This window comes from Rathayibacter sp. AY1H2 (genome assembly GCF_002931985.1).
Classification (GTDB): Bacteria; Actinomycetota; Actinomycetes; order Actinomycetales; family Microbacteriaceae; genus Rathayibacter.
The window spans coordinates 124,720-138,533 of record NZ_PSUV01000001.1; the positions used below are offsets into that span (position 1 = coordinate 124,720).

A 13,814-nucleotide genomic window follows, 5' to 3' on the forward strand; every position below is an offset into this window, starting at 1 on the left:
TCGACGACCGCCATCAACGATGAGACGATCTGAGGACACGTTCGCCTGCGGGATTCGTCCCTACTGTAGCAACAGAACGGCCTGAGAGCCGAATCGTGGTCCTCTCAGGAACCGTTCGGCTCGTCCTCATCGAGCGATGTCGCTGACGTTCGGCATGCGCGAGCGCGAGACGACGAGGACGTCGATCACCAGGGACCCCAGGACGGCGACGATGATCGTGACGAACATCGCGGTGCTGTTCAGCCACGGCTGATCGCGCAGGACCAGGGCGGCGATCACGAACAGCACGAACTTGGCGAGCCACGTGCCGAGGACGACGGCGAAGAATCCGCCGATGTCGAGGCGGTTGGCGACGAGGATGCTCGCGGCGGTGAGGAGCACCATCACGCCGCCGACGATCGCGCCGAGGAGGGCTCCGATCGCGCCCTCTCCCCCGGCGGCGATCCCGCCGACGACGGTGCCGAGAACGGCCAGGGCGAGCACGAAGAGGCCGCCCACGACCAGCGCGCGGCGCAGGACGGGGACGGACGCGGGCTGCGGACGGGGGGTGGCCGGGGAGGCTCCGGTCATGATGCTTCCTTCCGCGCCGTGGTCGGCGCTGTCGTGTCCCGGTCGATCGGGAGTCCGGCCGGCGGACGGAGCAGCTCCGTCGAGGACGCGCGGTCGAGGGGGTCGAGGACGGGTGAGGCCTCCGCGGACTGCGCCGCCGCCTCGAGCCGCTTGCGGCGGCTGAGCGGGGCGAGCGTGACGACGGTGCAGACCAGCAGACCGACTCCGAGGAAGACGAGCGGGACCCACAGCACGTCGACCACGAACATCAGCAGGCAGCTGACGGCGACGACGGCGGTCCACGCGTAGAAGATCAGCACGGCGTGCAGGTGGGAGTGCCCCATGTCGAGCAGGCGGTGGTGCAGGTGCTTCCGGTCGGCGCTGAACGGCGATTTGCCCGCGCGCAGGCGCCTGATCACGGCGAGGCCGAAGTCCATCAGCGGCACCACGAGGATCGCGAACGGCAGGATGATCGGGATGAACGCGGGCAGGAGCTCCTTCGCCGCGAGCTGGGCCGGGTCGATCTGGCCGGTGACCGCGATCGCGGAGGTGGCCATCAGCATCCCGATCAGCAGTGCGCCGCTGTCGCCCATGAACATCCGCGCCGGACGCCAGTTGATGGGGAGGAATCCGGCGCAGGCGCCGACGAGCAGGACCGCGATGAGCGAGGCCAGGTTGAAGTAGTCGGTGGGCGAGGTCTGCTGCACCAGCAGGTAGCTGTAGAGGAAGAAGACCCCGTTGGCGATCAGGGCGACGCCCGCCACGAGGCCGTCGAGGCCGTCGATGAAGTTGAGAGCGTTGGTGACCAGGACGATCGCGAGCACGGTGATGATCAGCGACATCCACGGCGAGCCGACGGTCAGGCCGCCGATCGGCAGGGAGACGATCTGCACGCCCTTCCAGGCGATCAGGCCGGCGGCGATCAGCTGACCGGCCAGCTTCGTGGTCCAGTCCAGGTCCCAGATGTCGTCGGCGACGCCGATGAGGACGATGAGCAGGCTCGCGCCGAGGATCGCGAGAATCGGCTCGGGATTGGCGAACACCAGCCGGAAGTAGGGCAGCTGGGAGGCGATGCCGAAGCCGACGAGGATCCCGAGGAACATCGCGATGCCGCCCAGGCGGGGGGTCGGCCGCGTGTGCATGTCCCTGACGCGGATCTTCGGGTAGAGCCGGTACTTCAGGCTCAGCTTCCAGATGACCCACGACAGCGCTCCGGTCACGAGCGCGACCGCGAGCGAGACGAGGGCGAAGGTGACCATCGGTTACTCACCCGGAGCGGAGTCGGTGCGGGCGGCGCCGGTGTTGGGCGTCGGCGCGTTCGTACTCGACGAGCCTGTGTCCGGCGCATCGGCGGAATCGGAGTCGTCCTGCAGGCGGGCGCCGGAGGCCCAGTCGGGGCGCGCTGTCGGGGTCCGCTCGAAGGCGTACGGGTCGCTGCCGGTCGCGGTCTCGGCGGGCTCCTGCTGGTCCCCGGCCTGCGCCGCGCCGACCGTGGAGGCGTCTGGCTCCGACGTCTCGGCGCGGGGCGCGTCCGGATCCGGCAGCAGGTCTCCGACGACCTCGCGGATCTGCTCGGCCGACACGACGCCCTGGCGCAGGATACGCAGGGTGCCGCCCTCGAAGCTCAGCGCTGTCGCGTCGACGATCGTCGAGGACTCGCTGGCGCCCGCGGGGCGGTCGCTGTAGCGCGATCCTGCGGCGCCGGCGTCGAGATAGACGTCGACGGAGTCGCCGAGCTGGTCGAACGCCTCCTGTGCGGTCGTGGCCGAGGGCTGCCCCGTGCGGTTGGCGGAGGAGACCGCCAGCGGACCGGTCTCGGCGAGGAGCTCGATCGTCACCGGGTTGTCCGGCATGCGCAGCGCCACGGTCCCGCGCGTCTCGCCCAGGTCCCAGACCAGGGAGGGCTGGGCGTGCAGGACGATGGTGAGCCCGCCGGGCCAGAACTCGCGCGCGAGGTCGCGCACCGCCTCCGGCACGTTCTCGGCGAGGGCGTCGAGGGCGGCCACGTCCCCGATCAGGACGGGCGGCGGCGACTGCCTCGTCCGTCCCTTCGCGTCGAGCAGGCGCTGGACCGCGGCGGCGTCGAACGCGTTGGCCGCGACGCCGTAGACGGTGTCGGTGGGGATCACCACGAGCTCGCCGCGGCCGATGGCCGTCCGCGCGAGACGGGTGCCGGTCAGGAGGTCCGTGTCGACGGAGCAGTCGTAGATGCGTGCCATAACGGGTCGATGATACCGGCGCGGTCCGTGTCCGGACCGGCTGCGGCGCGGCGGTCGCGTCAGCGCCGCCCGAGGCCGGGGCTCGGCGGCCGTCGCAGCGGCGCCCGACCCGTGCCGGCCGAGGCCGCCGGAGCGCTTCCGTGAGGCACTCGGCCCGGCGCGGGCGCCTCCGCCGACAGGACGCCCACGAGCGCCACGGAGACGGCGAGCGTCGCGAGCGAGTGCTGATCGCCGAACCAGGTGGTGTTGTCGGCCATTCCGTGCAGGAACGTCCAGAGGACGGCGACGGCGAGCGCCCCGACGGCGACGGCCTCGTTCCGGGCGACCCGGAGGAGCAGGCGCACGACGGCGACGGTGGCGAGGAGGAGGAACGCGAGGACGGGGAGCGCGATCAGGAGCCCGCCGTTGGTCCACGCGGTGACGAGGAGGTTGTGGGGCGGGCGCGGCTCGCTGTGCTGGGTGAACTGCGACCCGCGCGCCAGCCACAGCTCCTGCCATCCGCCGTACCCCAGCCCCAGCAGCCAGTTGTCGGGGAACGCGCTCGCAGCCAGGCGCAGGAAGTCGCCGCGGGCCCCGAGCGTGAGCACGCCCGCCTCCGCCAGCTGCGGGAAGGACACGGCGACGGCGTACACGGCCGTGATCCCGGAGGGGATGGTGATCATCCAGGCGACCGGACCGAGGCTGCGTCCCTTGAGTCCGCGGATCGCGGCGACCAGCAGGGGCAGGACGATCGCGAGGACGATCGCGGTCTTGGACAGCGTGAAGAGGGCGCCGACCAGCCCGGCGACGGCGACGAGCAGGAGGAGACTCCCCCGCTGCCGTCTCCAGACGGCGAAGGCCAGCGCGCCGGTCGTGGCCATGTACATCGAGGCGATGTTGCCGTTGAGGAAGAACCCTCCCGACTTCTCCTGCAGGACGTTGTTGAAGGACGTCGTGAAGATGTCCCGCACGTAGATGTCGGAGAACAGCACCGCTTCCGGCCACCGGAGGTAGGCGGTCTCCTGCACGGGATCGAGCTGGAAGAGGATCGTGAGCGTCACCTGGAGGAGGAACACGGGCGCCGCCCAGTTGAGGGCGCGGCCGACGACACGCCAGGCGCCGTCGCCGAGCCCGCGGACGGCCAGGTACGGAGTGAGGAAGGAGACGACGGAGACCACGTCGCGCAGCGCGGCCGCGCGTGCTCCGGAGTAGGTGAGCGCGAAGAGGGTGCCGGCGATCACGAGGAGGACCACGACCACGAACCGGTCGATCCGCCCGCCGCGCAGCCGCGCCACGGAGTACGGGAGGAAGAGCAGGCTCCAGGCGACCGGAGCGGTGACGGGGCCCAGGGTGTAGAGCTGCACGACGCTCAGCGCCAGGAGCACCGCGAGGAAGACGAGGACGATCCGCTCGTGCCGCCGCTGAGCGGGATCCGCCGGCGCGCGCGACGGCCGCCCGCGGGTCTCCGGAGCGTCGGTGACGCGGGTCGCGGCGATGACGGAGGGACGAGAGGCGGTCGGGCGGCGGAGGAGGGCGTCGTCGGCGTGGCGGCCCATGTCAGAGCCGTTCCGCGGAGGTGCCGGTGGCGGCCTCCGTCTGGCGGAGCGGAGGAGCGGCGCGCCGATTCCGGGACGACGGGCCGACCTCTCGCGGCGGGAGGGTCGTCCGCGGGCGCCGGTCCGGGGCGGGAGGCGGATCGAGCAGCACGGGAGAGGCGGTGGCGTCGGCGGACGCGGGCGGGAGAGGGGATGCAGGTGGCATGTCGCGCCGACACTAATCGCGCGGCACGAGCCTCGACGGGCTTGGCGCGGAACGTCGATCCGCGTGCGCGCGGCGGCCCCGCGCCTCAGCCACGGGGGTCTGCCAGCAGCTCGTCCGCGCGGCGGGCGATGCCCGGCCAGCCGAAGTCCGCCGCTCGGCGCCGCGACGCCGCAGCGACCTCCGCGCGTCGCCGGGGATCGCGCAGCGAGGCGATGAGGGCGGGGAGCTCCGCGAGGACGGCGTCCGCGACCTCCTCCTCCGTGCCCGGCGGGACGAGGACGGATCCGTCGACCACTCCGTCGGAGGTGCGCAGGATCTCGGGGAGGCCTCCGCGCTCGACCGTCACGACGGGGATCCCCCGCGAGAGCGCCTCCACCACCACCATCCCGAACGGCTCGTCCCAGCGGCAGGGGTAGAGCAGGAGCGCCGAGGAGCCGAACAGCTCCAGCAGGTCCTCGTGCCGGAGGAACGGGAGCCGGCGCACGACGCCGGGCAGGGCGGCGACCGCCTCGTCGAGCGCTCGGACGTACGGGGTGGGCGTCGCGTCGTCCCCGAGGCCCGATGCGCCGGCGATGACCAGCCGCAGATCGGCGCCGTGCTCGGTCCGCATCCGCCTCACGATCTCGACGGCCTCGCGGGCTCCCTTCTCGGCCACCAGCCTCCCGGCGAAGACCGCCTCCGCAGTACCGCCGAGCGGCGCCGGCGGGACCTCGGGCGGAGGGACGACCCCGTTGTACAGGACGGCTGTGGCGATCAGGCCGTACCGGTCGACCGCCCGGGCGCGCAGGAACTCGCTGCAGAAGATCCACTCGTCGACCGCGTCGAGGTAGCGCCGGGCCGCGGCGGGATCGGGCGGCAGGTGATCGAGCAGGTCGTTGTGCAGGTGTGCGACGATCCGCCCCCGGTAGCCCAGGCGGCGCAGGCGCACGGCGTAGCGGGGGCGGTTGTGGATCCAGACCGTCGGGACACGGCGCAGCGACGGAGCGAGCACCAGCAGCCAGAAGCGGCCACCGAAGGACAGCCGACGCAGCTCGGCGCCCGGGTCGCTGTCGCGCCGACGCGCCAGGAGGAGTGCCGCGCGCCGCTGGACCGCGTAGATCCGCCGGTACAGGCGGTGCGGCCGGACGTCCACGCTCGGTGACGCCGACGACCACGGCGCGTGCACGGCGATCCGGAGCGAGGACCGGGACACCGTCTCGCGGACCCAGGTCGCCACGGCTCCCCCGCTGCCGTCGAAGCGCTCCTCGGCGGCCAGCACCACGGCAACCTCGACCGGGGCGGCGGAGCCGAGCCGGAGCCGGGCGGGCAGTCGCGACAGGACGAGCGATCGCGCCTCGGCGATGTCGCGCCCCGGCGCCAGGAGGGCGGTCGCTCCCAGCACGAGGCCCGCGAGCGCCAGCTCCACCGGGAGCAGCCGCAGGGGCGCGCCCTCGGGGAGCAGGCGGAGCAGGAGCAGCACGATCGCCATCGGTGCGGCGAGCAGCGGCCCCGCGGCGCACGCGCGCAGGAACGCGCCGAGGCGCACTCCGAGCACCACCCGCAGCACGGCGCAGGTGACGGCGAAGCCGAGAGCGCTCGAGAGCAGCAGCCCGCCGATCAAGCCGTCGAGTCCGAACAGCACTCCCCCGCCGACGATCATCGGGATCGTGATCGCGGTCTTCGCGATGTTCACGACCAGCCCGAACCGCACCCGGTCCATCGCCATCAGGATGAAGCCGACCGGGTTGCCGATGGCCCGCACCGCGCCCACCACCGTCAGCGCGCTCGTCATGCCCGCGATCCAGCCCCAGCCGGGTCCGTAGAACAGCCGCACGATCTCCTCGGAGCGCAGCGCCACCAGCATCAGCGGCGGGATGCTCGCCATGCTGAGCACCGCGGTGACGCGGAGGTGGTTCCGCGCGACGCGCTCGCGGTCGTGCTGGATCGAGGAGAACACCGGGAACATCACCCGCGTCACGATCGGGTTGACCCTCGCGGGGAGGTTCACGGCGAGGTTGTATCCCAGGGTGTACCCGCCCAGCTGGGCCGGTCCGAGCAGGCGGCCGATCGCGAGCGAGCCGGCGTTCGACCCCAGGTAGTTGACGATGCCGTCGAGGGTCTGGAAGACGCCGAAGGAGAGGAAGCGGGCGGTCTCGCGGATCCGGAACCGGAACCGCAGCCGGAACCAGCGGCGGGCCTGCACGAGGGCGAGCACGGAGCGCAGAGCCGCGGTCGCGACGAGCCCCCACGCGTAGGAGAGCGCCCCCGCGCCCGAGACCGCGAGGCAGACCGTCACGGCGAATCCGCCGACGAGAGCGATCGTCTCGGACACGGCGACCGCTCGGAACCGGATCCCCTTCTCGAGCACCGCTCTCGGCACCTGCCCGGCTGCGCTGCCCACGAACACGAGCGAGGCGACGGTGAGGACCGGCGCCGCGGCGGCGGACCCGAGCAGGGAGGCGATCGGTGCGGCACCCAGGAGGACGGCGACGGTGACCAGGAGCCCGACGGAGAGGTTGAGCCAGAAGACCGACGAGAGCTCGAAGCTGGTCGCCCGCCGGCGCTGGATGATCGCCTGGGCGACCCCCATGCCGAGGAAGATGTCGACGAAGGCGTTGAGCAGGGCGACGATCGCGATGATCCCCATCTCGGAGGGGTCCAGCAGCCTTGCCAGGAGCGCGAACTGCCCGAGCTGCACGACGAGCGCGACGGCGAACGAGACCGCCGTCCAGGCGGTCGCGTCGACGGTGCTCCGGCGCAGGCTCACCTCTCCCGCCCGGCGGAGGCCGGACGGAGGCCCGGTCGCGGATCGTCGGCGCGGTGCTCGGCGCGGCTCATCCGCGATCTCCGTCCGTCGTCGTCGGTATCGATCGGCCGGCCGCCCGGTCGTAGAGGTCCTCGAGGTCGCGGATCCGCTCGGCGAGGTCGAACGAGGCGAGCACGCGCTCCCGCCCCTCCGCGCCCATCCGCTCCGCGCGGTCCGGGTCCCGGAGCAGGGCGGCGAGCGCCCCGGTCAGGCCGGGCACGTCCCCCTCCGGGACGAGCAGCCCGGTGACGCCGTCCTGGACCGCCTCCGGGACGCCGCCGTGGCGGTACGAGACGACGGGGACGCCGGCGAGCGCGGCCTCGAGGAAGACCATGCCGAAGCCCTCGGAGTCGCCCGTCGCCGCGGTCCGAGACGGTGCGCAGAAGACCGCGGCGCCGGCGAGGATGCGGGCGACCTCGGCGGGGGGCAGGGAGCCGGTGAAGGTCACCTGCAGGCCCAGCCGCGCCGCCTGCTCGACGAGCGCCTCCCGCAGGTGGCCGTCGCCGACGACGGTCAGGGGGACGTCGCGGATCGGTCCGGGGAGGGCGGCGACCGCCTCGAGCAGATCCGGGACGCCCTTCTTGTCGGTGAGGCGTCCGACGAAGACGATTCCCGCGCGCTCCGCAGCCGGTGCGGCCTCGGGGCGGGAGGTCGGGACACCGATGTAGCCCACTCCAGTGCGCCGCGGGTCCGCCCCCAGGCGCAGGAGCCCGTCGGTGATGAAGCGGGAGACCCCGATCACCGCGTGCGCGGTGCGGAAGACGGCGCGGGCCTCGAGGGCGCGGTGAGCTCGGGCGAGGGGGCGGAGCAGGCGCGGAGCTCCGGTCGCGAGCGGCCAGCTGGTCACGTCGTAGCCGTGCCCCGTCACGACGAGCGGGAGGCGCCTCCTCCGTGCGTACCGCGCGATGGAGACGGCGTCGATGAGGAAGTGCGCGTGGATGAGGGCGGGCCGGTGCTCATCGACGATCGCGTCGAGCCGTCGTGACACTCCGAGCCATCGCAGGAGGAGGGACCGCCGCCCGCGAGGGGTGATCGGATCGTGCAGGACGATGTCCGTGCGGTCGTGGAGGACGCCCGAGCCGGTGCGCTCGAGGCCCACTCCGAGGGCGCGCCAGCGCTCGAGTCCGTGCATCTGATTGCGGACGAACGTCTCGGAGTCCTGCAGCCACGCGCGCTTCCAGACCAGGACCAGCGGCCTCTCGCCGGCGACGCCGCCCGCGTGCTCAGCGGACGGCACGGCGCACCCGGTAGCGGAGGGCCGCGACCACGCTCGGCAGCACCCGCACGGCGTCGCCCAGATAGCGCCGCCAGAGCCTGCCGGGCTCCCGGCTGAGCCGGTGCGCCCACTCGAGGCCGAGGCGCTGCACCACGAGCGGCGCCCGCGGGATCTCGCCGGCGAGGAAGTCCACGGCGGCGCCGACGCCGAGGCACACCGCTCCCGTGCCGCCGACGGCGAGCAGGCGCTCGCGAACCTCCTCCTGCTTGGGGGAGCCGAGGCAGAGCGCGACGATGCGGACGTCGGCCGTGCGCAGAGTCGAGGAGAGGCGGGCGAGGTAGGCGTCGTCCGCGAGCTCGGCCGGCTCCGGCGAGACGACGACCGGAACCTGGAGCCCGGCGAAGCGCTGCTGCAGCTCGGCGGCTGCGCGATCGCCGACTCCGGGGCGTCCGCCGATGAGAGCGACCGGCGCACCCTCGAGCGCCGCGCGGCGGCAGACCTCGGTGAAGAGGTCGATGCCCGTCACGCGGCTCGCCGTGCGGTGGCCGTACGAGCGGGCCAGCCAGACCAGAGGCGCCCCGTCGAGCACCACGAGGGACGCCCGGCCGTAGTACCGCCGGAACTCGCCGGAGTGCTTCCAGCGCACGAAGTGGTCGGTGTTCGGCGTGACGACCAGCTCGTCGCGGCCGCTCCGGGACAGCTCGAGCACGGCCTCCGCCGCCTCGTCGAGCGTGGTGATGCTGGCCGGCATCCGCTCGATGCGGCCGGTGATGTAGGAGGTCATGCCGGTGCTCCTCGGGGGTCGGTGCGGGAGGGAGGGAACGGAGCTGGTGTGCGGAAGGGGCCGGTCGCGGCCGCCTGCACGGGGACGGTCACGTCGTCCACCGGGTGCTCCTCCGATCGGAGAGCCGGCGGCGGGTGTCGTGCACGGCGTAGAGGATCCGGCTGAGCGCCGTGAAGGCGGCGGGGACGTGCTTGAGCACCAGCCCCAGGACGAGCAGCCGCGGCGACCGCGCGGAGCGGAGCACGCGGACGTCGCGCAGCGCCTCGGACCCGAGCCGGACGCCGGTCTCGACGAGCGCCGCGTCGGAGTTCTGGCGGATCGGGGTGAGCGCGACGGGGACGGCGTAGAACCAGGTCGTGAACCAGTCCGACAGCGGGCGCGGCACCTCCTCGAACGTACGGGCGAGCGCCGCGCGCATCTCCTCGGCGCAGACCAGGAGGTTCCGGAGGTCCGGGTCGCGCCGACGGGTGATCGAGGACGCCGTGTGGACGTAGGAGTAGAGGACCTCCGGCACGAAGAGCACCCGTTCCGACGCCTGGACCGCCCGCAGCACGCCGACGAAGTCCGACTGGGAGCTCAAGCGCGGGAAGAGCTCCTCCTGCAGGACGGCGCGGCGGAAGAGCTTGTTCCAGAGGAAGCCGTGCAGGCGTCCGGACGCCATCCGCTCGAGAGCGAGTTCGGACGAGACCAGTTCGCGCCGGGCGAGGCCGTCGATCACACGTCCGGAGGTCGACTGCCGGGTGCGGTAGAGCGCCCGGCAGACGACGACGTCGGCCGCCGTCCGCTCGGCCTCGGCGGTGAGGGTCCGGAGGATCTCCGTGTCCCACTCGTCGTCGACGTCCACGAACCAGACGAACTCGGAGTCGATGCCGTCGAGGGCGCGGTTCCGGGCGGCAGCGACGCCGCCGTTCTGCTCGAGGAGCAGGACCCGGGCGTCCTCGCGTCCCTCGGCCCACTTCTCGAGCACCTCCGCCGAGCCGTCCGAGGACGCGTCGTCGACGAGGACGACCCGCGTCCCCGGTCCGAGAGTGAGTGCGAGCCGCGCGAGGAAGCCGTCGAGCCGGGCGATCGCGTTGTAGCAGGGAGCCACGACGGTCACCGAGTGCACGCCCCCGCTCACCGTCGGCCCCCGAGCTCGCGGTAGGCGGCGACGACGGGTCCGAAGACGGCGTCGGGCGAGGCGGCCTCGTCCACCCACGCCTTCGCGCGGTCGGCACGCATCAGGAGCCCCTCGGGTCGCTCCAGAGCGGCGGCGAGGAGCTCGGCGATCCGCTCCCCGTCGGCGTCGGCGGGGAGCAGGAGGCCCCGACCGTCGGCGAGCAGCTCACCCACACCGCCGACGTCGGTCGCCACGACCGGGCGACGGCGGGCCATCGCCTCCAGCATCACGAGCGGAGTCCCCTCCCACCGCGAGGTCGACAGGAGGAGATGCGCCGCGTCCAGCGTTCCGGTCACGTCCGCCGACGGACCGGCGAAGTCGACCACTCCGGCTCCCCGGGCGCGCTCGCGCAGCACCGGCAGCATCGGACCGTCGCCGAGCCAGGTGCCGGTGACGGGCCGGACCCGGGCGAGGGCCTCGACGGCCGCGAGGAAGCGGACCGGGTCCTTCTGCTCCGCGAGCCGCCCGATGCCGAGGACGCGGACGACCGGCTCGGCGAGTTCCGGCGCGCTCGCGGGCTCCGCGGTGACGTTCGCCGGGGCGTTGCCGGTGACCACGACGCGATCCTGCGGGCGGCCGTAGCCCTCGACGACCATCCGCCCCACTGAGGCGGAGACGGCGAACACCCGCCGGGAGCGGAAGGAGAGCGCTCGCCTGTCGATCCCGGGCAGCTCGGTGTGCGCGTGCTCGACCACGGGGACACCGAGCGCGGCGCCGATGAGGAGGGCCAGCAGAGCCTCGCGGCGCTGGTGGGCGTGCAGGATGTGCGGGCGGAACCGGCGGACGGCGAGAGCGAGGCCGCGGAAATCGGCCGCGAAGCCCTGTCTCGGTCTCGGCACCACGAAGACGGGCGACTCCTGCGCGGCGCGGTCGCTGAGCGGCCCGGGACGCCCCCAGTAGGCGGTCTCGCAGCCGTGCTCGCGGCTCCACGCGCCCAGGGAGAGGGCCACACGCTGCGCTCCGCCGTCCTCGAAGGAGTCGAGGACGTGCAGGATCCGCAGGGATCGGGAACGGGCGGCCCTCATGAGAGCGCCCCGTCGGGAACCGCGCCCGGGAAGCGGACGTCGAGTTCGGCCAGGACGGCGTCGACGTCGCGGCCCATCGTCCCGGGGTCGACGTCGTAGTGATCGGCGAGGAGGTCGACGACCTCGTCCCGGGGCCGGCGCTGCCGGATCACGGCCTCGAAGACCGAGGCGGCGCTCAGCGAGAGCACGATCGGGGGCACCGACGGGCGGGACAGGTCGAGCACGTAGACCTGACGGTCCGTGCGCTCGACGGCGAAGCGCTGGGCCGGCGGCGCGCTGCCACCCTGCGCCCCGGCGGAGGCCTCCACCGGATGCACGGCGCTCGCCGCGGGATCGGACGAGGCCGGGAGGTCGCTCACCGGCGCCGTGGTCGCCGCGATCGCCTCGAACGAGGACGCCGGGCCCTGCTCCTCGCTGCGGCCGCTCAGCGCCACCCTGGCGAAACCGGTGAGGGCGGAGGGGAGGCCTCGGAGCGCCCGCAGGGTCCGCTCCCCCCGGAGCCGGAGCCGACGTCGGACCGTCGTCGCCTCGGGATGGCTCGCCTCGAGATCCGCGCGGGTGGGGAAGGCGGCTCTCAGCAGCAGGCCTCCCTTCACGCGCCAGGGAGCGGACGCCACGGCGTGCAGCCAGTTGAAGGTGTGCCGGTCGGAGCTGCGGCGCACGTCCCAGAGAATCTGGGCCTGCCGGTAGCGCTCCTCGGGCGCGGCGGGGACTCCCCAGGAGGTGAGGAGCTCCGTCATCGGCGTCTGCGCGCCGAGCTCGACGGCCGCGTCGCGGATCGCCTCGCGCTCCTCGCTCGGAAGGCCGGCGGCGTGCGCCTTCAGAACCGCCAGCGCCGTGGTCGCCGAGGCGGAGCGCGCGCTGCGCAGCTGGTGCAGGGCGTGCAGCACGAGGTGGTGCGCGCGCCCGGGGATCCGCAGGGTCTCGTCGCTCAGCGGCAGATCCTCGGCGGCCGCCCAGAGGCGGTCGAAGACGATCCGCTCCTCCTCGAAGGCACCCGGGAAGGAGCGGTGGACGTCGACGTCGCACGGCCACGAGGGGTGGACGAGCGTGATCGAGTGGTCGACGAAGAGCGTCCAGCTGAGAGCCTCGGCGCGGCGGCGCCAGCCCATCGAGGCGAGCAGCCCGAGAGCCTCGTCGAAGCGCTCCGGGTCGACCCAGAGGTCGACGTCGGCCGACCTCATCGGGGCGCGGATCCCCTGGCGGTGCAGACCCTCGCCCTTCACCACGAGGCTGCGGACGCCGTGCGTCCGCAGGGTGTACTGCACCAGCACGGCGGCCAGGCGCAGGGCGACGGCGTTCGGCAGCATCGCGTCGGCGGAGGCGCCGACAGTCGGGACCGGTTCAGGCGACACGGACGCGTCCCTCCGCGAGGGCGAGGATCTCCTCGGCCGCGACGGACCACGAGCGCTCCCGCGCGAGCTCGGAGGCCCCCCGGGAGAGAGCCGTCCACTCGCGTCGGAGCCGGCGGAGGGCGTCCTCGTACTCCTCGCGCGTCGCGTCGTCGGAGAGGACCACGCCCGCCCCCGCCGCGCAGAGATCGGCCAGGACGCTCGACTCGAGCGCGAGGACCGGCAGCCCGCTCGCCAGCGCGTCGAGTCCGGCGGCCGCGCCGGTCGTCGACGGCGTCAGATGGGCGTACGCGTGGGAGTGGCGGAGCACCTCGACGACGCCGTCGCGGTCCTGCTCGCCGACGGAGCGCAGCCCCGACGCGAGGTCGTCGGAGATCCCGCCGCCGTCGTCGATCACGGTGACGTACTCGGTGCCGTCCAGCCGGGCGAGGAGATCGAGCCGCTCGGTGCCCCCGTCGAGACCGGAGGCTCCCACGGCGGCGAAGCGGAGGGGCCCGTCGGGGGCGGACGGCGTCGGGAACGACGCGTCCGGCAGGCCCAGGGGCACGACCGTTCCCGCGAGGGCTGACGCGAGCCGCTCCGTCGGGGTGACGACGACAGCACCGCGGCGCTCCTCCTCGAACCGGAGGCGCGGGAGTGCCGGGAGGTCGTCGGCCAGGAGGACGGTCGTCGGAGCGAGCCCGGCGAGCTCCACGGCCGTCCCCGGGAGAGCCACCACGAGGTCGGGCCGCTCCGGGGCGAGCAGTCGGCGGGCCCGGCGCGTGACGACGGCGAGCCCGACGGACCCGGCGCCCCTCCGGCCGGCGGGCTCGAGGAAGCGGGCGAGCACGCTGGGGCGGAGCTCCGCCCCGCTGAACCCCTCCGGGTCACCGGTCACCACGACCACGCGGTGCCCCTGGCGGCGCCAGGCGCGCTCGAGCGGAGCCGCGTGCCAGGCGTCGAGGGCGACGATCCCGATGGTCAGCACGGGCGGACTCCCCCCGTC

General features: G+C 73.7%; 11 protein-coding genes. All 11 read right to left on the bottom strand.

Annotation, left to right across the window (positions count from 1 at the left end; all coding sequences use genetic code 11):
* Positions 1–126: 126 nt before the first annotated feature.
* Positions 127–570, bottom strand: a complete 444-nt coding sequence (locus C5C29_RS00580; RefSeq protein WP_104223021.1) for a hypothetical protein — start codon at positions 568–570, stop codon at positions 127–129.
* The gene (locus C5C29_RS00585) at positions 567–1,808 is read right to left on the bottom strand and encodes an MraY family glycosyltransferase (protein WP_104223020.1); all 1,242 of its coding nucleotides are present in this window, start codon (positions 1,806–1,808) and stop codon (positions 567–569) included. The genes C5C29_RS00580 and C5C29_RS00585 overlap by 4 nt, the downstream gene beginning before the upstream one ends.
* 3 nt (positions 1,809–1,811) lie before the next feature.
* On the bottom strand, positions 1,812–2,768 hold the full coding sequence (locus tag C5C29_RS00590) for an L-threonylcarbamoyladenylate synthase (protein ID WP_104223019.1): 957 nt from the start codon (positions 2,766–2,768) through the stop codon (positions 1,812–1,814).
* Positions 2,769–2,827: 59 nt separating this feature from the next.
* Positions 2,828–4,303: an O-antigen ligase gene (locus C5C29_RS00595; RefSeq protein WP_104223018.1), complete on the bottom strand. Its 1,476-nt coding sequence runs from the start codon at positions 4,301–4,303 to the stop codon at positions 2,828–2,830.
* Positions 4,304–4,593: 290 nt separating this feature from the next.
* Positions 4,594–7,254 carry an MOP flippase family protein gene (locus C5C29_RS00600; RefSeq protein ID WP_104223017.1) on the bottom strand — a complete coding sequence of 887 codons (2,661 nt, stop codon included), beginning with the start codon at positions 7,252–7,254 and terminating at the stop codon, positions 4,594–4,596.
* 67 nt (positions 7,255–7,321) lie between these two features.
* Positions 7,322–8,530, bottom strand: coding sequence for a glycosyltransferase (locus tag C5C29_RS00605; protein ID WP_104223016.1), 1,209 nt, complete (start codon positions 8,528–8,530; stop codon positions 7,322–7,324).
* Positions 8,517–9,293, bottom strand: a complete 777-nt coding sequence (locus tag C5C29_RS00610; protein ID WP_104223015.1) for a WecB/TagA/CpsF family glycosyltransferase — start codon at positions 9,291–9,293, stop codon at positions 8,517–8,519. Before C5C29_RS00610 ends, C5C29_RS00605 begins: the two co-directional genes overlap by 14 nt.
* A gap of 88 nt (positions 9,294–9,381) precedes the next feature.
* A complete protein-coding gene (locus C5C29_RS00615; protein ID WP_181074915.1) occupies positions 9,382–10,401 on the bottom strand; it encodes a glycosyltransferase family 2 protein in 1,020 nt (339 codons plus the stop codon).
* 8 nt (positions 10,402–10,409) lie between these two features.
* Positions 10,410–11,477, bottom strand: coding sequence for a glycosyltransferase family 4 protein (locus tag C5C29_RS00620; RefSeq protein WP_104223013.1), 1,068 nt, complete (start codon positions 11,475–11,477; stop codon positions 10,410–10,412).
* A complete protein-coding gene (locus C5C29_RS00625) occupies positions 11,474–12,832 on the bottom strand; it encodes a PqqD family peptide modification chaperone (protein WP_104223012.1) in 1,359 nt (452 codons plus the stop codon). Before C5C29_RS00625 ends, C5C29_RS00620 begins: the two co-directional genes overlap by 4 nt.
* Complete coding sequence (locus tag C5C29_RS00630; protein WP_104223011.1) at positions 12,822–13,796, bottom strand: hypothetical protein; 975 nt, start codon at positions 13,794–13,796, stop codon at positions 12,822–12,824. Before C5C29_RS00630 ends, C5C29_RS00625 begins: the two co-directional genes overlap by 11 nt.
* Positions 13,797–13,814 lie beyond the last annotated feature (18 nt).